The sequence below is a fragment of the Stenotrophomonas sp. STEN018 genome, from assembly GCF_056760235.1.
This window is the reverse complement of sequence record NZ_JBRREK010000016.1, coordinates 1-23,367: the sequence shown is the minus strand read 5'-3', so window position 1 is coordinate 23,367 and position 23,367 is coordinate 1. Positions and strand designations below refer to the sequence as shown.

The following is a 23,367-nucleotide window of genomic DNA, read 5'->3' as shown; positions in this document are numbered from 1 at the left end:
CCGCGCTGGCGGCAACGCCAGCCAAAACGGCGTTCATCATTGTGGATCGAGCGCACGCAACAGGCCGCGCGCCTTGGCCCGGGTTTCGTCCAGCTCCTTGTCGGCCACCGAATCCACCACGATGCCGGCACCGGTACGGAAGCTGGCGGTGCTGCCCTGCACTTCCGCGGTGCGGATCAGGATGTTCAGGTCCATGTCGCCATCGCGGTTCAGCCAGCCAAAGGCGCCGGTATAGGCACCGCGCGCGGTCTGTTCCAGCTCGGCGATGATCTCCATGCAGCGCACCTTGGGGCAGCCGGTGATGGTGCCGCCGGGGAAGGTAGCAGCGATCACTTCGCCCGGGGTGACGTCCGGGCGCAGGCGCGCGCGCACGTTGCTGACGATGTGGTGCACGTGGGCATAGCTCTCCACGATCATCAGTTCATCGACCTCGACGCTGCCGGGTGCGGCGATGCGGCCCAGGTCGTTGCGCTCCAGGTCGATCAGCATCACGTGCTCGGCGCGCTCCTTGGGATGGCCAACCAGTTCCTGGATGCGCGCGGCATCGTCGTCGCCTGCGAAGCGCGGGCGTGTGCCGGCAATCGGACGGGTCTGCACCACATCGCCGTTGACCGAGACCAGACGCTCCGGCGAGGAGCTGACCACAGCGCGACCGGCTGCTGTGAACAGGCCGGCGAACGGCGCGGGATTTGCGGTGCGAAGGCGCGCGTACAGCGCTTCGGGTGCAAGTGGCGCGTCGAACTGGGCCTGCCAGCGGCGCGACAGGTTTACCTGGAAGACGTCGCCGGCATGCAGGTAATCGATGACCTTGTGCACGCCATCGGTGAAGCGCTCGCCTGCGTCTTCGCCGATGGCGCTCGGGCCGTTCCAATGCGGCAAGGCTGGCAGCTGCGCTGCATCGGCTTGATCGTGTTGGAGCTGACTGAGCAGGTCTGCGGCGTCGTCTTCGGCGATGGCGATGCAGCGGCCGCTGTCGCGTTCGCGCAGTACCGCTGCCGGGCAGCGCAGCGCGATTGCGGTTGGCAGACCATCAGTGCGCTGTGGCAGCTGCAGGATCGGTTCGACTTGTTGGGCGAGCTCGTAATCGAGCAGCAAGGCCCAGCCGCCGCGGAACGGGATATCCGCTTCCATCGGGTTGCGGGCTTGGTGCAGGGATTGCCAGTCGCGGTCGAGGGCTGAGAGGAAATCGCCTTCGACTGAGGTGCCGTCTTCGCGCTGCAGGCTGCCGTTTGCATTGAGCAGCAGCTGGCCGCCACTGGCGATCAGCAGCATGTCCCACTGGCCGAGCTTTCCGGCAGCGGTGGATTCAAGCAGAACCGGATAGCGATGCGGTGCGAGCCGATGCAACGCCAGCAGGTCGGTGTCGGCGTGCAGGGGGAGGATGTGCATCGTGGGCCCGAGGAAAGTCTGGAAAGCTGGCTATTCCTTCTCCCGCCTGCGGGAGGAGGTGCCCGAAGGGCGGATGAGGGGGAGCCTTTAAAGCTTTTAGAGCTTTGAAGCTGCCCTCACCCCAACCCCTCTCCCGCTTGCGGGAGAGGGGCTTTGAGCAAAGCGTTGAGCAAAGCTAAAGCCAAAAGCTTCAAGCAAAGCGAAAAGCAGAAGCGTCAAGCAAAGCAACAATCAACAGCTTCGAGCAAAGCGACAGGCAGGAGCTACAAGCAATGCGAGAAGCTCAAGCCTCAAGCAAAGCCGTAACTTTGCTTTAAATCCGCTTGAACACCAGCGTGCCGTTGGTGCCGCCGAAGCCAAAGCCGTTCGACATCACCACGTCCACGTCGGCCTTGCGGGCCACGTTCGGCACGTAGTCCAGGTCGCAGCCTTCGCTCGGGTTTTCCAGGTTGATCGTCGGCGGGATGATGCCGGTGTTCAGCGCCATCACCGAGAAGATCGCTTCCACGCCGCCAGCCGCACCCAACAGGTGGCCAGTCATCGACTTGGTCGAGCTGACCAGCATCTTGTAAGCGTGCGCACCGAAGGCAGTCTTCATCGCCATGGTCTCGCCCAGGTCGCCCAGCGGCGTGGAGGTGCCGTGTGCGTTGAGGTAGCCCACCTGTTCCGGGGTGACGCCTGCGTCCTTCATGGCCGCGACCATGCAGCGGGCGGCGCCTTCGCCGTTCTCGCTCGGTGCGGTCATGTGGTACGCGTCGGAGCTTGCGCCGAAGCCGGCCAGCTCGCAGTAGATCTTGGCACCACGTGCCTTGGCGTGTTCGTACTCTTCCAGGATCAGGATGCCGGCACCGTCGCCCAGGACGAAGCCGTCGCGGTCCTGGTCCCACGGACGCGAGGCCTTTTCAGGCGCGTCGTTGCGAGTGGACATGGCCTTCATCGCACAGAAGCCGCCCAGTGCGGTCGGCGAGGAACCACGCTCGGCGCCACCGGCAACCATCACGTCGGCATCGCCGTACTGGATCATGCGCATCGCCGTACCGATGGAATGGTTGGACGTGGCGCAAGCCGACACTGCCGAGAACGACGGGCCCTTCAGCCCGGCGATGATGCTCAGCTGGCCCGGCAGCATGTTGATGATGGTCTTGGGCACGTAGAACGGCGAGATCTTCTTGCCTTCGTGGAAATCGATGGTCTGCTCTTCGATGCCGAGCAGGCCGCCGATACCGGCACCGACGATGGCGCCAATGCGCTCAGCGTTGGCGTCGGTGATTTCCAGGCCCGAGTCGTGCAGCGCCATGAAGGCGGCACCCAGGCCGTAATGGATGAACGGGTCCATCTTCTTGGCATCCTTGCCACTGACCCGAAACTTGCCGAACAAGGGGTTGTCGGCGGTGATGTCGAAATCCCTGACCTCACCTGCAATCTTGGTGGTGAAGCGCTCCAGGTAGCCATCAATGACATTCGTCAGCGGGCCAATGCCCGAGCGGCCATTGATGATGCCTTCCCAACTGCTGGCCAGATCATTGCCCAGCGGCGACACCATGCCCATGCCGGTAACAACTACGCGACGACTCATTGCGGATTCTCCTGGCCCCGCACGCGGGGAGATTGAAGCTTAAAAGCACAGGGCCGCATCAGCGGCCCCATGGGTTTGCAACGCGGCAGACATGCTTGCCAACCGCGCCTTGTCAGACCTGGATCAGGCCTTGACGTGTGCCTTGACGTAGTCGATGGCAGCCTGGACGGTACCGATCTTCTCGGCTTCTTCGTCCGGGATTTCGCACTCGAACTCTTCTTCCAGCGCCATCACCAGCTCAACGGTGTCAAGCGAGTCTGCGCCCAGGTCATCGACGAACGATGCGCTGGTGGTGACTTCTTCTTCCTTGACGCCAAGCTGCTCAACAACAATCTTCTTGACGCGTTCTTCGATGGTGCTCATTAGGATATCGCTCCAGATGGAGTAGTGGTTCAAAAGACGCCAGCCCCCAGGGCTGGCCGTGGGATAGTGTAGTGGAAACCGTCGCGGCGGTGTTTCTGAACAAAAAAGCCACAACGATCAATCACTTGGGTGCAGTCCATGCACGCCACGCTTACGGCATGTACAAACCGCCGTTCACGTGAAGGGTTTCGCCGGTGATGTAGCTGGCCGACGGACCGGCCAGGAACGCCACCGCTTTTGCGATGTCTACCGGCTCGCCGAGGCGGCCCAGCGCGATCTGGCCGAGCATCGCCGCCTTGGCGTCCTCGGGCAGATCCTTGGTCATATCCGTGTCGATGAAGCCCGGTGCGACCACGTTGACGGTCACGCCGCGGCTGCCGATTTCCTTGGCCAGCGACTTGGAGAACGCAATGATGCCAGCCTTGGCGGCGGCATAGTTGGCTTGGCCGGCATTGCCGGTGACGCCGATGACCGAAGCGATATTGATGATGCGGCCCTTGCGCGCCTTCATCATGCCGCGCATCACCGCCTTGGAGGTGCGGTAGACGCTGGTCAGGTTGGTGTCGAGGATGGCCTGCCAGTCCTCGTCCTTCATGCGCATCAGCAGGTTGTCGCGGGTAATGCCGGCGTTGTTGACCAGGATGCTGATGGCACCAAATTCCTTGCTCACCGCATCGATCAGCGCATCCACCGCGCCCGGCTCGGTCACGTTCAGTGCGCGGCCGTGGCCGCCGAGTGCTGCCAGACGCGTACCGATGGCGGCGGCGCCGTTGTCGGTGGTGGCGGTGCCGATCACGGTTGCGCCCAGCGCGGCCAGTTCGTCGGCAATGGCGGCACCGATACCGCGGCTTGCACCGGTTACCAGCGCGATTTCACCCTGCAATGGCTTGCTCATTTCTGTTCCTTGTATGCATGGCACCGCGCACGCGCAGCGCCCATCATGACCGGGCGCAGGTTGCGCCCGCGTCGCAATCGGTTGCTCAGTTTGCCCACTCTTCCAATGCACCGGCAAAGTCTGCCGGGGTGGCGAGCGGACGCCCTTCGATGTTCTTGTCGATGCGCTTGACCAGACCGGTCAGCACCTTGCCCGGGCCGCATTCGGCCACACGGGTGACACCGCGCGCGGCCAGCGCCTGCACGCAACCGGTCCACTGCACCGGCTGGTACAGCTGCTGCACCAGCGCCTGACGAATGGCATCCACACCGTCATGCACCTGCGCATCCACATTTTGCACCACCGGCAAGGCCGGCTGCTGCCACGCCAGCCCGTTCATCACCGCAGCCAGACGGTTGGCGGCTTCGCGCATCAGCGGCGTGTGCGACGGCACGCTGACGGCCAGCTTCACCGCCTTGCGCACGCCCTTTTCAGCCAACAGCGCCAAGGCGCGATCCACTGCAGCAGCGTCGCCACCGATCACGATCTGACCGGGCGAGTTGAAATTGGCCGGCACTACGACTTGGCTACCCGCGGCCTCGGCGCAGACTTCCAGCACCAGCGCGTCTTCGGCGCCGAGCACGGCGGCCATGGCGCCAACACCGGTCGGGGCAGCGTCCTGCATCAGCTGGCCGCGCAGACGCACCAGATGTGCGCCGTCGTGCAGCGTAAGAGCGCCAGCAGCGACCAGTGCGGTGTACTCGCCAAGGCTATGCCCGGCCAATACCGCAGGCTTTGCGCCGCCCTGTGCATTCCACAGGCGCCATACCGCGATGCTGGCGGCCAGCAAGGCCGGCTGGGTGAATTCGGTGCGATTGAGCTGCTCTTCCGGGCCGCCTTGGGTCAGCGCCCACAGATCAACGCCCGCGCCTTCGGAGGCCTCGGCAAAGGTGTCACGGATCTGCGGGTGCAGTTCAGCCAGTTCGGCCAACATCCCAATGGATTGCGAGCCCTGGCCGGGGAATACGAAAGCGAGTCGGGAGTCAGTCACGCGGTCTTCTGCTGCTTCAATCGAAGGCCGGAATAATAAGCGCGAAAGCGCCCGCCCGTCTGTACTGGCGCGTATGCAGCAGCACGGCCTTGTAGTGCCGAGCCATGCTCGGCAGGGGCTCTACCGATAAAGCCTTGGCGCGTATGCCGGCATTTCTTTGTAGAAGCGGCGTAAGCCGCGAAGCCACTGCAACGTCAACGGCGGTAAAGCCCCCCTCCCCAGCCCTCCCCTTGCCTGCGGCAAAGGGAGGGAGCGTAGTGCCACTAACGACAACGGGCAGCCATTGGCTGCCCGTGCGGTACATATCTATGCGGGAGACGCTTAGTAGCGCAGCAGCGCCGAGCCCCAGGTGAAACCGCCACCGAAGGCTTCCAGCAGCAACAGCTGGCCGCGCTCGACGCGACCAGAACGGATCGCTGCATCCAGTGCCAGCGGCACCGAGCCGGACGAGGTGTTGCCGTGCTTGTCGACGGTCACGATCACCTGGTCCATCGGCATGTCCAGACGCTTGGCCGTGGCTTCAATGATGCGCAGATTGGCCTGGTGCGGGATCAGCCAATCCAGGTCGGACTTGTCCAGGCCGTTGGCCTGCAGGGTTTCATCAACAACCGAGTCCAGCGCCTTGACGGCGTACTTGAACACGTCATTGCCCTTCATGATGATGTTGCCCGGCTTGTCGAAGCCGACCGACACGCCAACCGGATCCCACAGCAATTCTTTCTTGCTGCCGTCGGCATGCAGATGGGTGCTGAGAATGCCGGTGTCTTCGTCGGCCTTGAGCACGACGGCGCCCGCGCCATCGCCGAACAACACGCAGGTGGTGCGGTCAGTCCAGTCAACGATACGGGTCAGGGTTTCCGCACCGATCACCAAGACGTGCTTGGCGTCACCGCTGCGAATGAATTTGTCAGCCACGCTCAGGGCAAACAGGAAGCCCGAACATGCCGCATTGACGTCAAACGCTGCCGCGCCAGCCACGCCAAGGCGGGCCTGAATCAAGCAAGCAGTAGACGGGAAAATCAGATCCGGCGTGGTGGTACCCACGATGATCATGTCCAGCTGCGACGCCTCAATGCCAGCAGCTTCCAGCGCGCGCAAAGCCGCGTTGTAGCCCAGGTCACTGGTGGTTTCGCCTTCGGCAGCGATGTGCCGCTCACGGATACCCGTGCGCGACTCGATCCACTCGTTGGTCGTTTCGACAATCTTGGTCAGATCATCGTTGGTCAACACTTTCTCGGGCAAATAACTACCGGTGCCCGCGATCCTCGAGTAGATCCGCTTGCTCATGCTGTTTCCTATTGCGCGAAGCCGCCCGTAGGCGGCCCCGGAAGAATCGGTGCAACAACCGCCACGCTCAGGTGGCGGCAGCCGTCACAAATCAATCTTCTTCAGCGACCAGGGTCGACTTGGTCGTGATCACCTTCTTGCCGCGGTAGAAACCGTCAGCAGTGATGTGGTGACGCAGATGCACTTCACCGGTGGTCGGATCGGTGGACAGCTGCTTTGCGCTCAGGGCGTCGTGGGCACGACGCATGCCGCGGCGGGACGGGGTAACACGGGATTTCTGCACAGCCATGGGATTGCTCCAAACTCGGTTTCGTTTGCTTCGTCGTTTAATTGCACAGGACGCCAGCGTCCAGCACTACTCGCTTTCGCCGCAGCCGCCGACGATTACCGGCCGCAATTATTTCTTCAGCGCCGCCAATGCCGCAAAGGGATTGGCCTTGCTCAATTCTTCTTCGGTCGCGGTGAAGTCCTGTTCGACTGCCTCGCTTCCCGGCGCCAGTGCAACCACCGGCACCGCCAACACCAACTCGTCTTCCACAAGATCCAGCGGACGCAGATTGCCGTCTTCAGGCACCAGCATCGCTTCGTATTCCTCTGGAAGCGCAGATTCTTCTTCTTCGTCCTTGATCAAGCCCAAGCGCTGCTTGATCGACACCGGCAGCAGGAAACGCTGCATGGTGCGCTGACAGATCAAGGGCAGCTCGGTATCGATGGTCAGATCGACATAGGACACCTGCAAGATGTTGTCTCGATCGAATTCCAGTGAATACGTGCACTGGCCTTCAGTATCGGCAACCAGACCCTGCAAGCGGGTCAATTCAGACAAAGGCACCTGGCCGTCAAAGCGCCTGCGCGCCATGACCATCCGCCAAGCATCCAGCAATTCGGGTACGTTCGCGGACATAAGCTGCAGAATGTTAAGGAGTAGCCACGCCGCTGTCAAATCCGTAGCGGCGGAAACATTGTCAGACCGGCGGCGGCGCAGCAGACTGGCCGTCCCGAGCTGCGTATTTTTACACATGAAGCCCCTGATTCTCGCCTCCACCTCACGATATCGCGCTGAATTGCTTAACCGGCTCAGGATTTCGTTCAGTTCGGCCGCGCCGGATGTGGACGAAACCCCGCTCCCCGGCGAGCCGCCGGCAGCCCTGGCGCAGCGCCTGGCCGCCGCCAAAGCCGAAGTGGTGGCTCGCCAACACCCCGGCAGTTGGGCCATCGGCTCGGACCAGGTTGCCGAGCTGAATGGACAGCCACTGGGCAAACCAGGCACCCGCGAGGCCGCCTGCGCGCAGCTGGCGGCGATGTCCGGCCATGAGGTCCTGTTCCACACTGCGGTCTGTGTGAGCGATGGTATTGCGCAGCATCAGGCTATCGATCTCACCCGCGTGCGCTTCAGGACCCTGCAGATGGCTGAGATCGAGCGCTATATCGATGCCGAACAGCCCTTGGATTGCGCTGGCAGCTTCAAGTGCGAAGGCCTGGGCATCAGCTTGTTCGAAGCCATCGACAACAGCGACCCCACCGCGCTGATCGGCTTGCCGCTGATCCGGACCTCGCAGTTGTTGCGGCAGGCTGGCTACCAGCTGCCCTGAGCTGCTGCCGACACGTTCAATACATGATCTGCGCGCCAACACACGGCGCGCGGCGCAGACACGAACTACTTGACCTCGAACGGCTGCTCGACCCAGGTTTCGACACTGCCGTCATTGCCATGCAGGCGCAGCCCCAACCAGTGTGTACCCGGCTTCAGGCCTGAGGTATCCAGGCGTGCGTCGAAGCCAGTGTTCGGATGCTGCGGATCGGTGGATACCTTCCAGAACGGGCGCACGTCGTAGGCGCGCCCATAGGTAGCGTCTCCCACGCTACGACCATCCAGCAGCAGTTCAACCCGCGACAATCCCACGCCATCCTTGAAGGCCCAGCCTTTGACTTCCAGCGCACCTTCCACAACCTGATTGGCCAGCGGGGTTTCCACCCACGCCATTGCCGGCGTCACACATGGCCCTTGCTGCTTTTCAGCCGGCAAGCGGAACAACAGGAAACGCTGAAAACCGTGATCCAGCGAGATCACCCGCGGCGGCGGCAATGGTCCCACCAGCTCGCAATCCTTGTGATAACGATCCAACAAGTCGCGGTAACGCTGGTCACCCGGCGCCAATACCAGCAGCACCGGCGTCGAACGGCTTCCATCACTGATCAGTTTCCAAAGCGCCAGCTGCGCAGTGCGCCCATGCCTGTCATTGAGCGCGTGCGGCAGCACCTTGATTGCAGGATCGTTGAGGCGGAAACCCAGCTCGGCGCCCACCTTGAAGCTGCCTGCCAGCAACTGGGTGTCTTCCGGCATCTGCGAGAGTTCCTCGCGCACACCTTCGGCCAACTGCTGCCAGCCTGCGAAATTTCGCGGGTAGTACTTGCTGCCCGCCAAGTGTTCACGCAACCCGGGCGAAGCGGCAACCAGGTAATAGCTCATCGCCAGCAGCAGGCCCAGCGAGGTGAACACCCACAGCGCACGCCGCCAAGGACGCGACCAATGATTGAGCAGTGCCGGTACGCAGACCAGCAACGCCAGATAGCCCGGCAGCGGCCAATGGAAACTGACCCGCTCCACATCGGTGAAGAAGCCCAGCGCGAAGATCAGCAAGGTGGAAGTGGCACCAACCAGGGCAAAGTAGCGCCATTGCAGGTGATGGAAGCCCCCCTGCGCATTGCGCAGGCCCTTGCCAGCCACCACCGCCATCGCCACGAACAACAGCGGCGTCACCAGCAGCGGCTGGATCACCAGGAACAACAGCCCCTCAGGCTGGAATGCCCACGGGTGACGTTCGACCAGTTGGAACTTGAGCCCGGCATCCTGGTTATCCAGGTTCCACGCCAGCAGCGGCGCCCAAGCCGCCACACCCACCGACAACGCAATCCACACCCGCGGATCGCGCAACGCCTTGCGGCCCTCAGGCAATAGCAGCAAAGCAATGAAACCCACACCAATCACACCTATGAAACGGTAATGACTCAGTGCGCCAATCAACAGCCCGCAGGCCAGCAACAAGGCACCACCAGCGCCCACGCCACGCAGCAGCCGCGCACCGGCATCCAGACATAGCAAGGCAGCAATCGCCATCGGCACGTCCGGCACCGCCAGGATGCCCAGCGTCGCCGACAACGGCATCAACAAGGCCAACGATCCCGCGCGCCAGCCCATGCGCACGCCGAACCAGCGCGTACAGATACCGGCGACCATCCATGGCAGCGCCGCGCCCATGATCAGGAACGGCAAGCGCACACCCAGGCGGTGATCACCGGCAACCTCGACACCGAGGCGTGTCAACCATGCGGTCAGCCCGGGCAGGTCCGAATAGGCGGCGGCCAGATGCTGGCCTTCCTGCCAATAGAACGCTTCGTCCACGAACAAAGGCAATTGAGATGCCAACAGCACCTTGGCTGTGGTGACCAGCACCCACAGCACAAGGAACGTTACGTATGCGCGTTGCTCGCCCCTGATTGCCACGTACACTTCCTTCAGCCCAAAAATCGAGACGACCATGACAGTGGCGCCGCCAAGAATGCTAACCGAAGTAACACTACAGTCCCTATCGGCAGCGCAACAGCAGGTCAATTCTCTATTGCTCGGCAAGGCGCAGGAGGTGCGGATGGCCTTTGTCGCACTGCTGTCCGGCGGGCACCTGCTGATCGAGGACCTGCCCGGGCTCGGCAAGACCACCTTGGCCCATGCCATGGCCTCCAGCCTGGGCCTGCAGTTCCAGCGCGTGCAGTTCACCTCCGACCTGCTGCCCGCCGATGTGCTCGGCATCTCGGTTTACGAAGCGCATAGCCGCAGCTTCCAGTTCCATCCCGGCCCGGTGTTCTGCAACCTGCTGCTGGCTGATGAAATCAACCGCGCGCCGCCACGCACGCAGAGCGCCCTGCTCGAAGCGATGGCCGAGCAGCAGGTGACGCTGGATGGCGTGACCCACCGCCTGCCGGATCCTTTCTTCGTGATCGCCACCCAGAACCCGGTGGATATGTCCGGCACCTTCCCGCTGCCGGACTCGCAGCTGGATCGCTTCCTTCTGCGGCTGACCCTGGGCTATCCCAATGCCGACGCCGAGCGCGCCCTGCTGGCCGGCGAAGACCGCCGCGAGCTCATCGCGCGGGTAACACCCTGCCTCTCCGAGCAGGACATCCGCGTGCTGCGCGAGACCGTGTCGCAGGTGCATGCCAGTGACGCCTTGATTGACTACGTGCAGGCCTTGATCACCCGCAGCCGCCAGCACCCGGGCGTGCGCGTCGGCCTGTCACCACGCGCCGGTATCGCCCTGCTGCGCGCAGCCAAGGCGCACGCGTTGCTGCTTGGCCGCCAGCATGTGATTCCGGAAGACGTGCAGGCATTGTTCATCGCCGTCGCCGGGCATCGCTTGGTCGCCGAGGCCGAAGCGTCCTCCGGCCCGACGCTGGCCCGCGCCATCCTGCACAGCGTGCAGGTGGACTGAAGTGCTGGCAGCGCTGCGGCAACGCCTGCAATCCTTGCAGCTCCTGGCCCGCCCGCGGCAGCCGGAACAGCTGCCAGTACAGTTGGACAGACGCCGCATCTACGTGCTGCCGACTGGCTTCGGCCTGTTCCTGGCCGCCCTGCTTGCGGTGATGCTGCTCGGTGCCTTGAACTACAACAACAACCCGGCACTGTTGTTGGCGCTGGTGTTGGGTGCAACCGCGCTGGCCAGCAGCGTGCAGGCGCACCTGCAGTTGTCGGGCCTGCGCCTGGAAGCCGTTTCCGCCGACCCGGTGGCCGCTGGCAATCCCATCCGCCTGCGCCTAGCGCTTGCGCGCAGCGACCGCCGCCTGCGCCGCGCACTACAGCTGGACTACCAGCAGGCCAAGACCCACCTCAATCTGGAGCAGAACAGCCAGGCCGAAGCCGATCTCTGGTTGCCCACGCAGCAACGCGGCTGGCTGGATCTATCCCGCATTCGCATTGCGACCACCCAGCCGTTGGGCCTGGTCCGCGCCTGGGCATGGTTCTGGCCGGACTCGGCCCTGCTGGTCTATCCCGCACCGGAAGCCAATGCGCCACCGCTACCGGATGCAGGCAGCGCTTCCACCCGCACCCGCGTGCATCCGCAGGGCGAGGAACTGCAGCAGATGCGCCCCTACCGCAGCGGCGACGCACGCCGCAGCATCGCCTGGAAACACTCGGCACGACGTGACGAACTGCTGGTGCGCGAGTACGAGCGCCCCTACGGCGCCGAACTGGTACTGGACTGGCAGCAACTGCATGCCCTGCCCCACGAGCGCCGCATCTCCCGGCTCGCACGCTGGGTGGATGAAGCCGAACGCGAAGGCCGCAGCTACCAGCTGCGCCTGCCAGGCCAACCACCACTGGGGCCGGCCAACGGCGACGGTCACCGCCACCTCTGCCTGCGCGCCTTGGCGCTGCTGCCAGACGCATGAAGACACCCTCACCTGCGATAAGCACCAGCAGCCGCCTCTGGATCAACCTGGTCACGGCGCTGTCGCTGCTGCCCCTGCTGCTGCAGCTACCCGGCGTACTGGCCGTTGTGTTCGGCGTAACCACCTTGCTGGTGGCGCTGTGGTCGTGGCGCCGCGCCATGCCCCTGCTGTTGCGCCTGCTGCTGATCGGACTGATGCTGGGCTGCATCTACTGGCAGATGGGCGCCAATCCCGGCCGCGACAGCGGCTGCGCCCTGCTGGCGGCGATGCTGGCGATCAAATCCAGCGAGCTGCGCACGCTGCGTGACGCGCGCAGCCTGATTGGTTTCAGCCTGTTTGCTCCGTTCGCCGCCTTCCTGCTCGATCAGGGACCAAGCACCTTGCTGATGTCGGCCGCCGCCGTGGTGGCCGCCCTGCTCGCACTGCAACGCCTGGCCGATGAAGAAGTGGGCATCAGCCACCTGCCACCGCGCGCACAGCTACGTACGGTTGGCGGGCTCATGTTGCTGGCGCTGCCCTTGGCCTTGTCAGCATTCTGGCTGGTGCCACGCCTGCCCACGCCGCTATGGGGCACGCCGGACCGGGCGGTGGGGCGCCCCGGCCTGTCCGACAGCATGCAGCCCGGCGGCTTGAGCGAAATGATGGCCGATGACAGCCCTGCGCTGCGGGTAGAGTTCTTCGGCCCGGTGCCGGCGCAGGACCAGCGTTACTGGCGCGGCCCGGTACTGACGCGCTTTGATGGCCGGCGCTGGTCCAGGCTGGAAAGCCAGCGCTCCGCGCCGCCACCCAGCGTCAGTAACAGCGCACAGCGCTGGGACTACCAGATCGAATACGAACCCACCGACCGGCGCGAACTGGTCGCGCTGGATCTGCCCCTGCAGGCGCCTGCCGGCAGCCAGTTGGATGCCGACTACAGCCTGACCGCAGCGCAATCACTTACCGCACTGACCCGCTGGCGCATGCAGTCCAGCCCCGCTCAAGCGTTCCAGGCTGAGCTGCCGGCACAGCTGCGGCGGCAGACCCTGCGGCTGCCGGAAGGTTTCAATCCGCGCACATTGGCGTTGGCCAAACAATGGCGCAGCCAAGCCGGCAACGATGACGCGGCACTGGTGCAACGCAGCCTGGACTGGATCCATCGCGAGTTCGCCTACACCTTGAACACGCCGCTGGCCGGACGTCACTCCGTCGACGAATTCCTGTTCGACCAGAAGGCCGGTTACTGCGAGCACTTCAGCGCGGCATTCGTGGTGCTGATGCGCGGTGCAGGCATTCCAGCGCGGGTTGTCACTGGCTATGCCGGCGGCGTGCGCAACCGCTTCGGCAATTATTGGGTAGTGCGGCGTCTTGATGCGCATGCCTGGGCCGAAGTCTGGTTGCCGCAACGCGGCTGGGTTCGGGTTGATCCCACCGCCGCAGTCGCGCCGGAGCGCATCTACGACACGCTGGAAGACCGAATCGGTGACAACAACACCAGCGGGCTGAACTTGTCCGGTCGCTGGAGCAGCCTGCTGCAGTACAGCGATTTCCTTCGTCGCGGCTGGAATACCGCCGTACTGTCCTTCAATGCCGAGCGTCAGCAGCGCCTGCTCAGCGGTATCGGCATCAAACAGTTGAGCCCCTCGCAGCTGGTTGCCTTGTTTGCCGGCTTTGCCGTTCTTGCCTTGGGCTTGATGGCCTGGTTGCTGGCCCGTGGCGAACGCCAGCGCGACCCGCTGCTGCGCGCCTGGCACCGGCTGGACCGCCGCTACCAACGCCTCGGACTGGGTCGCGAGCCCTTTGAAACCGCCAGCGACTGGGCCAGCCGCGTTGACCGTGCCCGCCCCGGCAGCGATCTGCCGACGCTCAGCCAGCGTTTCACTCAGGCGCGCTACGCTGGCGTCCGATCGGATGTCGTTTCATTATTGGCGGACCTGCACAGGCACCGCCCGAAACCCGGAGTACGAACATGAAGACCCGCATCCTCCTAGTTGCCGCCGCCAGCCTGGTGCTGGCTGCCTGTGCCACGGCGCCCAAGCCGCTGCAGGGCCAGTTCACCCCCGTTTCACCGCGTGATGCGGTGGCACAGAAGCAGACCGGCGCGCCGGTACGCTGGGGTGGCCGCATCATCGAAACCATCCCCGGCCAGGGCGAAACCTGCTTCCAGATGCTCGCCCGCCCGCTCAATGCCAGCGGCCGCCCGAGCACCACGTCCAGCGATGCCAGCGATGGCCGCTTCTTGGCCTGCCGCAGCGGCTTCTATGATCCGGCGGTGTTCGAGCCGGGCCGCGACGTGACCTTCATCGGCCGCATCAATGGCTACCAGAGCACCAAGATCGGCGAATACGACTACCCGCTGCCCAAGCTCGCCGCCGACGTGGTCTACCTGTGGCCGGTACAGCGCGAAGTGGAAGTAGTGCCTGCCTACCCGTACGGTCCTTGGGGCCCGGGTTGGGGTCCGGGCTGGGGCTGGGGTTACCGCGGTTGGTGGTAACAAACTGAAAACGCCGCCCAAAGGGGCGGCGTTTTTTTTTGCATGTTTTTTTGTAGGAGCGGCGTAAGCCGCGAAGCCAAAGATCCCTCCGCCGCAAGCGACATAGCGCAGTCAGAAACTGCTGGATCGCGCGAACAGGCTTCGCAGTTGCTTGGTTGCTACCGGCTTCGCGGCTTGCGCCGCTCCTACAAAAGCAGCTTTCTCACGCGCCAAAATGCCCCAACGGCGCACCGGCCAGCAGATGCAGGTGGATGTGGAACACGGTCTGCCCGGCATCTTCGCGGCAGTTCATGACGATCCGGTAGCCGTTCTCGGCGAAGCCTTCCTGGCGTGCATAAGCCGCCGCAGCCAAGGCCAACTTGCCGATCAAATGCGCCTGCGCCGGCTGCAGATCATCCAAGGTCGGGATGACTTCGTTCTTCGGAATGAAAAGCACATGCACCGGCGCCTGCGGGGCGATGTCCTTGAAGCCCAGCACTTCATCGTCTTCGTAGACGATGGCGGCGGGAATTTCGCGGCGGATGATCTTGCCGAAGATGGTATCGGTCATGTGGGGGCTCGCTGCAGTAAACGACCTACAGCTTACAACCCCGGCGCGGCTTATTCGCCGACTTCGCTGCGGCTGCCAAAGGCATGCGACAAGGTGCCGCGATCCACGTATTCCAACTCGCCCCCCAAGGGCAGGCCCTGCGCCAAGCGGCTGGGACGCACCTTGTTGCGACGTGCCAGCTGCGCCAGGTAATGCGCGGTGGCCTCGCCTTCAACCGTGGAGTTGGTGGCGATGATCAGCTCGGTGACTTCGCCCTGCGCCAAGCGCGTCTCCAGCTGATCCAGACCCAGCTCGCGTGGGCCGATGCCATCCAGTGGCGACAAACGCCCCTGCAACACGTAATACACCCCGCGATAGCTGGTGGCGTGCTCAATCGCCAAACGATCGGCCGGTGACTCGATCACGCACAACATCTGCCGCTCGCGGCTGCTGCTGGCGCAGACCGGGCACAGCTCGGTTTCGCTGAAATCGCGGCATTGCTTGCAGTGGCCGATCTTCTCGATGGCCTCGGCCAGCACCTCCGACAAGCGCTGGCCACCGTCACGGGCGCGCTCCAGCACGTGGTAGGCCATGCGCTGCGCGGTCTTCTGGCCAACACCGGGCAGCACCCGGAAAGCTTCGATCAGTTGTTCCAGCAGCGGCAGGCTCATCGCAACGGTCTCATCACAGCAGCGTATCGCTAAAACAAACGCGCGAAGCCCGGAGGCTTCGCGGCGCGGGGGCATGCATGCGCCGGGCCAGCCGGCGCGGGCCACATCAGAACGGCAGCTTCATGCCCGGCGGCAGCTTCATGCCGGCCGTGGCCGAGCCCATGCGGCTCTGCGACTCGGCATCGATCTTGTTGGCGGCATCGTTGAACGCGGCGGCGATCAGGTCCTCAGCCATTTCCGGATCGCTCAGCACCGACGGGTCGATACGCACCTTGCGGCACTCCTTGGTACCACTCAGGGTCACGCTGACCATGCCGCCGCCAGCGCTGCCGGTGACTTCCAACTTGGCGATTTCTTCCTGGGCCTTCTGCAGGTTTTCCTGCATTTTCTGGGCCTGCTGCATCATTTGGGCGATATTGCCGCGCATGGTTTTTTACTCTTTGAAAGGACGGATGGAATCGGCCACGACCCGTGCACCCTGCTGTATCAGCTGCTGCACCTGGGGGTCGGCCATGAACACGGCTTCGGCCGCAGATTGTTGTTCACCGCGCTGGCGATCAGCGCGCTGATGCAAGGTCTCAGCCTGCGCATTGCCAGTTTCAATGATGATCTTAGGCGTGCTACCCAAGGCCTGCGACAGCGCCTGCGCCAAGGCATTCAAGGCGCGCTCAGACTGCAGGTACTCAAAGCCCGGCAACAAGGCCAGCCGCAGCACGCCATGCTGGAAGTTGACGAAGGCTGCATTGGCCGCCAGTTCGCGCGACGGCCCGCTCAGGCCGCTATCGTCGATCAGGTCCAGCCACTGCTCGGCCGTGTTCAAGGCACGACCGCTCTGTGCCGGTGCCGAGGCGGCCGCCGGTTCGATGGCGATACCGGTTGGGCGAACCGGCTCGGCCTGCTGAACCGGCTGCGGCGCAGCGACGGGCGCAGGCTTCGGCGCCTCAATCGATGCTGCAACAGGCACTTCAATGGATTCGGGCGCTTCGGGCATGGCCATCTCGGCCGCCATCGCCTCGTCACGCGCGTTCGCTTCCGCCGCCTCAACCGCCCATGGCGGCAGATCTTCGTCAGCAGTTGCTGGCTTGGCGGCTTGAGCTTGAGCTTGAGCTTGGGCCGAAGCTGCTACCGGTGCCTGCACGGGCTCGGGCTTGAACGCTGGCTCAGCGGCCGCAGGTGCAGATTCCGGCGCAGCCTGCTGCGCAGCAACCGCTGCCGGTGCGGACACAAGCTCGGGTTTGGGTTCTGACACAGGTGCAACCGGGGCGACCACAGCCGGTGCAACCTGCGCTTCAACCGGCTTGGCGGTTTGCGCCGACGCTGCGGCAGTTGCAGGTGCGGTTTGCGTGTTGCCGCCCACACCTGCGCCAGTCCCGGATGCGCTGCCTTCCGGCGTCGCCGGTACCGCGCCTGCCGGGCGGAATGCCAGCATGCGCAGCACGGTCATTTCAAAGCCAGCACGCGGGCTGGGTGCCAGATGCAGATCGCGACGACCGCCAAGCGCCATCTGATACCAGAGCTGCACCACTTCCGGCCGCAGGCGCTGGGCGAAGGCCACCGCGTCGACGCCTTCACCCGGCACCGAAGCGCCCGGCACCAGCTGCTGCACCTGGATGCGGTGCAGGCCTTCGGCCAGGGCATCCAGCACCCCGCTCCAGTCCGGCGAGAATTCGGCCAACCCAGCGACCACCTGCAACAAGCGCGCGCCTTCGCCATCGGCCAAGGCATCGAGCATCGCGCTGACTTGGGTGCGATCGACCGTGCCGAGCATGGTGCGCACCACGTCGTCGCGCAGCGCGCCGCCGGCATAGGCAATGGATTGGTCCAGCAGCGACAGGCCATCGCGCAGCGAGCCATCGGCCGCGCGTGCCAGCTGCACCAAAGCGCTGTCGTCGAACTCGATCTGCTCGGCAGTCATGATCCGCGACATCTGGCCGTGGATCTGCTCCTCGTCCAAGCGCTTCAGATTGAACTGCAGGCAGCGGCTGAGCACCGTGACCGGAAGCTTCTGCGGATCGGTGGTGGCCAGCAGGAACTTCACGTGCTCCGGTGGCTCTTCCAGCGTCTTCAGCAGCGCATTGAACGCCGCCTTGGAGAGCATGTGCACTTCGTCGATCAGGTAGACCTTGTACTGCCCACGCGAGGGCATGTACTGGGCGTTCTCGATCACCTCGCGCACATCGTCCACGCCGGTATTGGACGCGGCATCGATTTCCAGCAGGTCGATGTAGCGACCGGCATCGATGTCCAGGCAGGCCCGGCACTGACCGCAGGGGTCGGCGCTGGTGCCGTTCTCGCAGTTCAGCGATTTGGCAAAGATGCGGGCAATAGTGGTCTTGCCGACACCCCGGGTGCCGGTGAACAGAAAGGCGTGGTGGACGCGGCCACTGTCGAGCGCATTGGTAAGCGCGCGGACCACGTGTTCCTGGCCCACCAACTCGGCAAAACGCTTCGGACGCCACTTGCGGGCAAGGACGAGATAGGACATCAGGCAACCGTCTTCATCTGAAGCCCCATTGTGCCATGGCCAGCCTGTCCGCCAGCACCCTGTTCAGGGGGTGCTTGTCGGCGGGCTCAAGTCCCTATAGAATCCACGCCCCTGCCGAGGCATTAGTGCGGCAGGATCCGGAGAGGTGTCCGAGTGGTTGAAGGAGCACGCCTGGAAAGTGTGTAAGCGTCTAAACCGCGCTTCGGGGGTTCGAATCCCCCTCTCTCCGCCAGACTCTGCAAACCCCTGAGAAATCAGGGGTTTTGCTTTTCTGGGCCCAGCAAGGGGCAGGACACAAATCGGGACACATCCCGATGAGAGTTCCCCATCACTTGATCAAGACGCCAGCGGGCTTTTCGTTCCGTCAGCGCGTGCCAGTCGATCTCCAGCCCCTTCTGGGCTGCCGAATTCTCAAGCGAAGCCTTCAAACGCGCGAAATGCGTAGCGCCCAGGCTTGCGCCCTGGTCCTGGCCGCCCGCTATGCTGAAGTCTTCAGCGCCATCAGGAAGAACGGCATGGGCGAAAAGACGGCAGAGCAATGGCTCCAAGAGCTTCGGGGACGACAGCTCCATGACTACACCCTGGAACGAGACGCCAATGGCACCCTGCGTATCCAAGCGGAGCCAGGCGAAGACACCGAGGCTCTGACCCGCGCTATTGAGAGCATTGGCCGGGTCAACCCTGCGTTCTTCGGCGCGGCAGCCGCCCCAGCAGCTCCCTCCAAGCCCCAGCCCAGCAAGATCCTGTCGCTGGTGGAAGCGCGCGATCTTTGGCTCAAAGCCATTGCCCCAGACACCATCCCCAAGACCTACAGCATCAAGAAGTCGGCCATTGACGGGTTCGTGCGCGTCACTGGCCCTGACTATCCCTTGCCGAGCATCAACCGGATCGACCTGTCGAACTTCTATCAGTCGCTCGCCGACGCTGGCATCTCAACCCCGACCCGGGTGAACAAACAGTCCTACCTGGGCGGCTTCTTCGATTGGTTGATTGCCGCTGGCTATTACACGGACAGCAATCCGGCCCGAAGCCATGTCTCATACGGCAATAGCGCGAAGCGAAAGCGGCGGAAACTGGGCTTCAAGGCCTTCGACCTGAAACAGATCAGCCTCCTCTTTGCTCCCTCGGCCTTTGCCACCTTGTCACCTGCCGCGCGCTGGGCAGCCTTGTTGGGCCTGTATACCGGTGCCCGCGCCTCTGAAGTTGGGCAGCTACTGGTGAGCGATGTGCAAACGGAGGGAGGCGTGGCCTACATCCATATTAATGACGACGGCGAGCACCAGCGCCTCAAGAGCGAGGCCAGTATCCGGACTGTCCCGATCCACGCTGACCTGATGGCCCTGGGCTTCGGCGACTATGTTGCCAGCCTGCCCACCTCAAGCCGTCTCTTCCCTCAAGCGAAGGCCAATGCCATCAATGGCGCGGGGAACTGGATCTCCAAGGCCTTTACCCGCCAGCTCGCTGAGCACGGAAAGACCTGGCCCAAGGCCAAGCGCGGTTTCCATTCCCTGCGCAAGACGGTCATTCAGCAAATGCAGGGCTTCGGTGTCGCCTCAGAAATGCGCGCCCAGATCGTCGGCCATGAGCTTGATGATGAGCACCATCCCGTCTACAGCCGGGAATTCACCCCGGCAGAAAAGCTCAATGGGCTGATCACTCCTGAATTCAAAACAGCAGGGCTCTCATCCTTGAGCTTCAATCTTGAGCTCGCTGCACTGAAGGAGTTGCTGGGATAGAGAATCTCCGCGCCAGGAAAATTACATGGAACGTCTAGGAGTATCTCTAACGGGCCAACATTGGCACTGACAAACGCCGCAACTATTGCGATCAACGCAAATAGTGCTTTTATGAGAGCTCCCAAACGTTAGGAGCTCCATATGCCGTTAGAAAGAAAGCTGGCTATCGCTAGTAGAGTGCTATGCCCTTTGATTGCCCAAGACCGGACCCGAGACACTCAGGAGCGGATCGAGGACATCATCCATGCCCTCGAAATTGCTGACGAACTGATCAACCGATGCATGGCTCCAAAACCCCCGGCTGACGACCACACTCTAAAACCTGCCGTTAGGGTCAGAGAAGCTGTGGTAGAACGCGATCAGGTGCAGCTCAGCGACATGATCTCGGAGCGTCGAGGCGCGGTGTCCAAGCCCACTCGGGGACCTACCTACCACTGAGTTTTCGAAACGAGGTTGGCTAAAGCCCCGGTTCACCGGGGCCTTCGCTTGCGTGTCAATGCAACCGTGCTCCGGGCTCCTTGCTCTGCTTCATCGCAGGTAGGGCATCAGCTGAAGCGGACGCTGCAGGAGAGTCAGTGGGTGTCTCCTCCAACACCGGATATCTCCGAAGCAACACTTCGCTCCAATTCTCCAGCTGTGAGAGGGACTCATCTGTTCGCCGGTTGTAGTCTTCCTGAGCCTTCGGGCCTGTGGCTTCATGGGCGCGTTGATACTCCAGGCGCCCCAGTTCGAAAGTCCGAACCCGGCGCGCCCGACGCCGCGACCAGTCTGAGCGATTCAGGATCCCTGGACGTGGGTTTTGGCTTTCGAAGTTCTCCAAGGCAAATTCTGCTTGGGCCAATACGTGCTCGGCACGGTCTTCAGCTTTCAGCCTACGCTTAAAGCGTAAAGCGTCCCGTTTCAACTTCTTCAGTCTTACCAGCAGTTCTTCCAAGTCGCCACGGAGCTTGGGCGCTGCGAGATGAGCGGATATCAAGGCGGCACTGTTGCGCAGCAACCTGCGCGTGAATTTGAGCCTATCTCGCAGCGCCTCAATCCACGCCTCGGCCCATATTTCTAACACGGCCTTCAACGCCTGCTTGGATGCGGTGGCCTTCGGCTGCCGCGCCCCTTCATCTGCGGCGATCCCAACCGGCGAGTTTTCACCCATCGTCACATTGACCAGAGAAGTCACCCCACCAGCAGACAGCATCGGTTGGATGGCTGGATCCGAAGGAGCCGCGCGCAGGCCGACCGATAAGGTCTGATCGGATGCGGGTTCCATCAATCTGCCCTGATCTGCTAGGTCAGCGACGGCGCGATCCCAAGCGGCGCTATTGGCTTGGTCGATCCTGTCATTGCGCTGCTTCAAATCCGTATCCATACCTCTGCGGTGCAAGGCAGTCGCGTCTCTGCCCATATGAAGTCCTGGAGCTCGGGAAAGCTCCGCCGCTGTCAGCTCGTCTCCCTGCTCTGCGGCATCAGCCGCTTGGTCCTTAAGGCTACGGTGATCGACACGGGCCGAGACACCGGCTACGGCCAGGTGAGCATTGATGGCTTCCCCTACCATCTGGCGAATCCATTCCACTTCGCCTCGCCCTGAAGGACCACCATCCAGCTCCCTGGTCTTGTCCTTCAGGCCCTCTGCGTCCACCCGCCGAGTCGTCGCTAGGATGTGGACGTGATAGTTGAGGCCATCTGCCGTTTGCGGCTCATGGATACTTGCCTGGACTGCGAACCTATAACGCTGGACCAGACAGCGCGATATCTCGGCTGCCAAGTCTGAACGCTGCTCATTGCTCAGTTCGTGTGGCAGCGCAACTTCGAACTCCCTGGCGACCGTGGCGTCTTTTCGGCGCTCTGAGGCCTCAGCTGCAGGCCAGAGCTGTCGAGGATCGAAAGCCCAGTCCGGCGCTTCATCTGGCGCCAGACATCGGGTTTCGACAACGCCCCCTCGCCTACGGTAGTCGTGCCGGAGACCGGTGCGGTCATCGATGATGAGCAGGCCTGCGCGGTAGGCTGCTGCAGCGGTGGATGCGTGCCCCTGGGCACGGCTAAAGGTCTTTACTCTGGTGTGATAAATGGCCATTGATGCTCCTTGTTCTGGCCCCCGCACTTGCCTTTATGCCTACGATTTAGGCTTTGGCAAGCGCTTTTTTAGGGGGTCAAGGGGCACAGCCTCTTGCGCACGCATTGCCCGAAGGGCAATGCCTAAGTGCGCTCTTGCCTTTGACGAGGGACACAGCTGGACACAACAGAAAATTAGCCTCTACGCAAAAGATCAAAACTAAAGTGCCGTAGAATCAATAGATACAATCCCAAACCAACAAATCAAGGAAGAATGAATGAAAAGAAAGACTCCTGCGCAACAACTCCTGCATAAAATTAGACCCCACCATGGTCAGCGACCAATAAGAAGATCAGCCATTGACTGCCTCACAGCTTTCAACGAACACTTGAAATGGCTTAAAGATCGACACCTTAAAAAATCGTGGTCCGATGAATACATAATCTCAGTAGCCTTCCGAAAATCAAGAAAACTGGAAAGCGCGGCCGAGGAGATGGCTTACTGCCGGGTTCACCTCAAACTGGCGGTCGATTTCTTTCAGGCGATGTATGATGAGATAAATTCAAATAAGAACAAACCAGCGCCGAACAGTCTAAAGAAATACTCCGAACTCATAACTGATTTCATTTTCGACCTTATGCCCATTGCAACCTATCTGGAGCAAAAAAAGATCCAAATTACGAATTCCTCAGAGGGGGCAAGTTTTATGGCGTCGAATCCTTCCAGATCTTCAATCTAAGCGTGGATTTATCCGCCAATTCCAAGTTAAGTGAAAATCAACCTAGACTTGACCACAAAACGTCTCAGATAGCTTCGGTGTTTCTGCTTCGACAAGCTCTAGAAGCCAAGTTTGAAAGAATTGTCGCCGTAAGCTTACAAGATAGGAACGGTGATACACCGAGACTTAAGCACAATTTCCACTACGACTTCGTAAAGTCGAAAATTCATCTTTACGAGTTCAACAATACTAATTTCACTTCATTAAAGACGATTTACGAATGGTGCAGCACGGTTGTACATAGACCATATCAACCACTTGCATGGCAGATCAGCTATGCTCACCATATATGTGGGCCTCTATGGCACTCGGGACCGCTTAACAGACACGGCGGCTATTCAGTCTACGGTGGAGTCCGGATCCTGAACGTTGATAACCTACGATCAGAATTTATCAACCACTTCAATTCATCGTACGATCATGGCATCTGGTGCGTCGAGAATTATGCACCCGAGGCTGTCACGGATTTCTACAACTAACCGTTCAGATAGCGGATTCATCAAAAATCCAGATAGCCCCGCCTCACTGCGGTGAACTCTTTATCCAAAACACTAAGGAAGGTCTGAACAATCAGCTCATACCCTTTGTTATGCAGCGATTGAACTAGCGCAGTCGGCAGCCTGCATCAAATCGGTAACTTTCATGCCTAACTTCGCACAGCAGGAC

At 62.1% G+C, this 23,367-nt stretch carries 21 protein-coding genes and 1 tRNA gene; 8 read left to right on the top strand and 14 right to left on the bottom strand.

The features are described 5' to 3' along the window. Nucleotides 1-36: 36 nt before the first annotated feature. The 8 genes from ACVOMB_RS08375 to ACVOMB_RS08340 all read right to left on the bottom strand — a co-directional run bounded on the left by ACVOMB_RS08375 (nt 37) and on the right by ACVOMB_RS08340 (nt 7,444). Entirely contained in the window at nt 37-1,389 is a 1,353-nt protein-coding gene (locus ACVOMB_RS08375) for an aminodeoxychorismate synthase component I (protein ID WP_481530740.1), read from the bottom strand. 313 nt (nt 1,390-1,702) lie between these two features. After that, entirely contained in the window at nt 1,703-2,965 is a 1,263-nt protein-coding gene (gene fabF, locus ACVOMB_RS08370) for a beta-ketoacyl-ACP synthase II (protein WP_481530739.1), read from the bottom strand. 123 nt (nt 2,966-3,088) lie between these two features. After that, on the bottom strand, nt 3,089-3,328 hold the full coding sequence (acpP, locus tag ACVOMB_RS08365) for an acyl carrier protein (protein ID WP_054659808.1): 240 nt from the start codon (nt 3,326-3,328) through the stop codon (nt 3,089-3,091). A gap of 151 nt (nt 3,329-3,479) precedes the next feature. Further along, nucleotides 3,480-4,223 carry a 3-oxoacyl-ACP reductase FabG gene (gene fabG, locus ACVOMB_RS08360; RefSeq protein ID WP_481530738.1) on the bottom strand — a complete coding sequence of 248 codons (744 nt, stop codon included), beginning with the start codon at nt 4,221-4,223 and terminating at the stop codon, nt 3,480-3,482. A gap of 85 nt (nt 4,224-4,308) precedes the next feature. Further along, entirely contained in the window at nt 4,309-5,253 is a 945-nt protein-coding gene (gene fabD, locus ACVOMB_RS08355) for an ACP S-malonyltransferase (protein WP_481530737.1), read from the bottom strand. A 321-nt stretch (nt 5,254-5,574) separates the two neighbouring features. Further along, nucleotides 5,575-6,540, bottom strand: coding sequence for a beta-ketoacyl-ACP synthase III (locus ACVOMB_RS08350; protein ID WP_481530736.1), 966 nt, complete (start codon nt 6,538-6,540; stop codon nt 5,575-5,577). Between the two features lie 91 nt (nt 6,541-6,631). After that, complete coding sequence (gene rpmF / locus ACVOMB_RS08345) at nt 6,632-6,829, bottom strand: 50S ribosomal protein L32 (protein WP_057628937.1); 198 nt, start codon at nt 6,827-6,829, stop codon at nt 6,632-6,634. Between the two features lie 108 nt (nt 6,830-6,937). Further along, nucleotides 6,938-7,444: a YceD family protein gene (locus tag ACVOMB_RS08340; protein WP_481530735.1), complete on the bottom strand. Its 507-nt coding sequence runs from the start codon at nt 7,442-7,444 to the stop codon at nt 6,938-6,940. Nucleotides 7,445-7,559: 115 nt separating this feature from the next. Between ACVOMB_RS08340 and ACVOMB_RS08335 the strand changes: the two genes are divergently transcribed. Next, nucleotides 7,560-8,132, top strand: a complete 573-nt coding sequence (locus ACVOMB_RS08335; RefSeq protein WP_481530734.1) for a Maf family protein — start codon at nt 7,560-7,562, stop codon at nt 8,130-8,132. A 65-nt stretch (nt 8,133-8,197) separates the two neighbouring features. Here the strand turns inward: ACVOMB_RS08335 and ACVOMB_RS08330 are convergent, their stop codons facing one another. After that, on the bottom strand, nt 8,198-10,039 hold the full coding sequence (locus tag ACVOMB_RS08330) for a glycosyltransferase family 39 protein (protein ID WP_481530780.1): 1,842 nt from the start codon (nt 10,037-10,039) through the stop codon (nt 8,198-8,200). A 61-nt stretch (nt 10,040-10,100) separates the two neighbouring features. Here ACVOMB_RS08330 and ACVOMB_RS08325 point away from each other — a divergent pair, with 61 nt between their 5' ends. From ACVOMB_RS08325 to ACVOMB_RS08310, 4 genes are read left to right on the top strand one after another with little or no spacing between them, the layout of a single operon-like run. Further along, nucleotides 10,101-11,027 (top strand): AAA family ATPase, encoded by a 927-nt coding sequence (locus ACVOMB_RS08325; protein WP_481530733.1) that lies wholly within the window; start codon nt 10,101-10,103, stop codon nt 11,025-11,027. A 1-nt stretch (nt 11,028) separates the two neighbouring features. Further along, on the top strand, nt 11,029-11,985 hold the full coding sequence (locus ACVOMB_RS08320) for a DUF58 domain-containing protein (protein ID WP_481530732.1): 957 nt from the start codon (nt 11,029-11,031) through the stop codon (nt 11,983-11,985). Further along, the gene (locus ACVOMB_RS08315) at nt 11,982-13,934 is read left to right on the top strand and encodes a transglutaminase TgpA family protein (protein WP_481530731.1); all 1,953 of its coding nucleotides are present in this window, start codon (nt 11,982-11,984) and stop codon (nt 13,932-13,934) included. The genes ACVOMB_RS08320 and ACVOMB_RS08315 overlap by 4 nt, the downstream gene beginning before the upstream one ends. Further along, the gene (locus ACVOMB_RS08310) at nt 13,931-14,455 is read left to right on the top strand and encodes a Slp family lipoprotein (protein WP_481530730.1); all 525 of its coding nucleotides are present in this window, start codon (nt 13,931-13,933) and stop codon (nt 14,453-14,455) included. The genes ACVOMB_RS08315 and ACVOMB_RS08310 overlap by 4 nt, the downstream gene beginning before the upstream one ends. Before the next feature lie 202 nt (nt 14,456-14,657). Here the strand turns inward: ACVOMB_RS08310 and ACVOMB_RS08305 are convergent, their stop codons facing one another. From ACVOMB_RS08305 to dnaX, 4 genes are all read right to left on the bottom strand, one after another. Next, nucleotides 14,658-15,005: a histidine triad nucleotide-binding protein gene (locus tag ACVOMB_RS08305; RefSeq protein ID WP_282270728.1), complete on the bottom strand. Its 348-nt coding sequence runs from the start codon at nt 15,003-15,005 to the stop codon at nt 14,658-14,660. A gap of 50 nt (nt 15,006-15,055) precedes the next feature. After that, the gene (gene recR / locus ACVOMB_RS08300; RefSeq protein ID WP_282270729.1) at nt 15,056-15,655 is read right to left on the bottom strand and encodes a recombination mediator RecR; all 600 of its coding nucleotides are present in this window, start codon (nt 15,653-15,655) and stop codon (nt 15,056-15,058) included. Nucleotides 15,656-15,761: 106 nt separating this feature from the next. After that, nucleotides 15,762-16,082 carry a YbaB/EbfC family nucleoid-associated protein gene (locus ACVOMB_RS08295; protein WP_057629296.1) on the bottom strand — a complete coding sequence of 107 codons (321 nt, stop codon included), beginning with the start codon at nt 16,080-16,082 and terminating at the stop codon, nt 15,762-15,764. Between the two features lie 6 nt (nt 16,083-16,088). Continuing rightward, nucleotides 16,089-18,140: a DNA polymerase III subunit gamma/tau gene (gene dnaX, locus ACVOMB_RS08290; RefSeq protein ID WP_481530729.1), complete on the bottom strand. Its 2,052-nt coding sequence runs from the start codon at nt 18,138-18,140 to the stop codon at nt 16,089-16,091. Between the two features lie 139 nt (nt 18,141-18,279). On the opposite strand from dnaX, the gene ACVOMB_RS08285 reads away from it, so the two are divergent. After that, nucleotides 18,280-18,372: transfer RNA gene (locus tag ACVOMB_RS08285), tRNA-Ser, on the top strand. A gap of 82 nt (nt 18,373-18,454) precedes the next feature. Beyond that, on the top strand, nt 18,455-19,876 hold the full coding sequence (locus ACVOMB_RS08280; RefSeq protein WP_481530728.1) for a DUF6538 domain-containing protein: 1,422 nt from the start codon (nt 18,455-18,457) through the stop codon (nt 19,874-19,876). Nucleotides 19,877-20,369: 493 nt separating this feature from the next. Here ACVOMB_RS08280 and ACVOMB_RS08275 read toward each other — a convergent pair whose 3' ends face one another. Then, nucleotides 20,370-21,944, bottom strand: coding sequence for a MobA/MobL family protein (locus ACVOMB_RS08275; protein ID WP_481530727.1), 1,575 nt, complete (start codon nt 21,942-21,944; stop codon nt 20,370-20,372). A gap of 256 nt (nt 21,945-22,200) precedes the next feature. Between ACVOMB_RS08275 and ACVOMB_RS08270 the strand changes: the two genes are divergently transcribed. Next, the gene (locus tag ACVOMB_RS08270) at nt 22,201-22,662 is read left to right on the top strand and encodes a hypothetical protein (RefSeq protein WP_481530726.1); all 462 of its coding nucleotides are present in this window, start codon (nt 22,201-22,203) and stop codon (nt 22,660-22,662) included. The last annotated feature ends 705 nt before the right edge of the window (nt 22,663-23,367 follow it).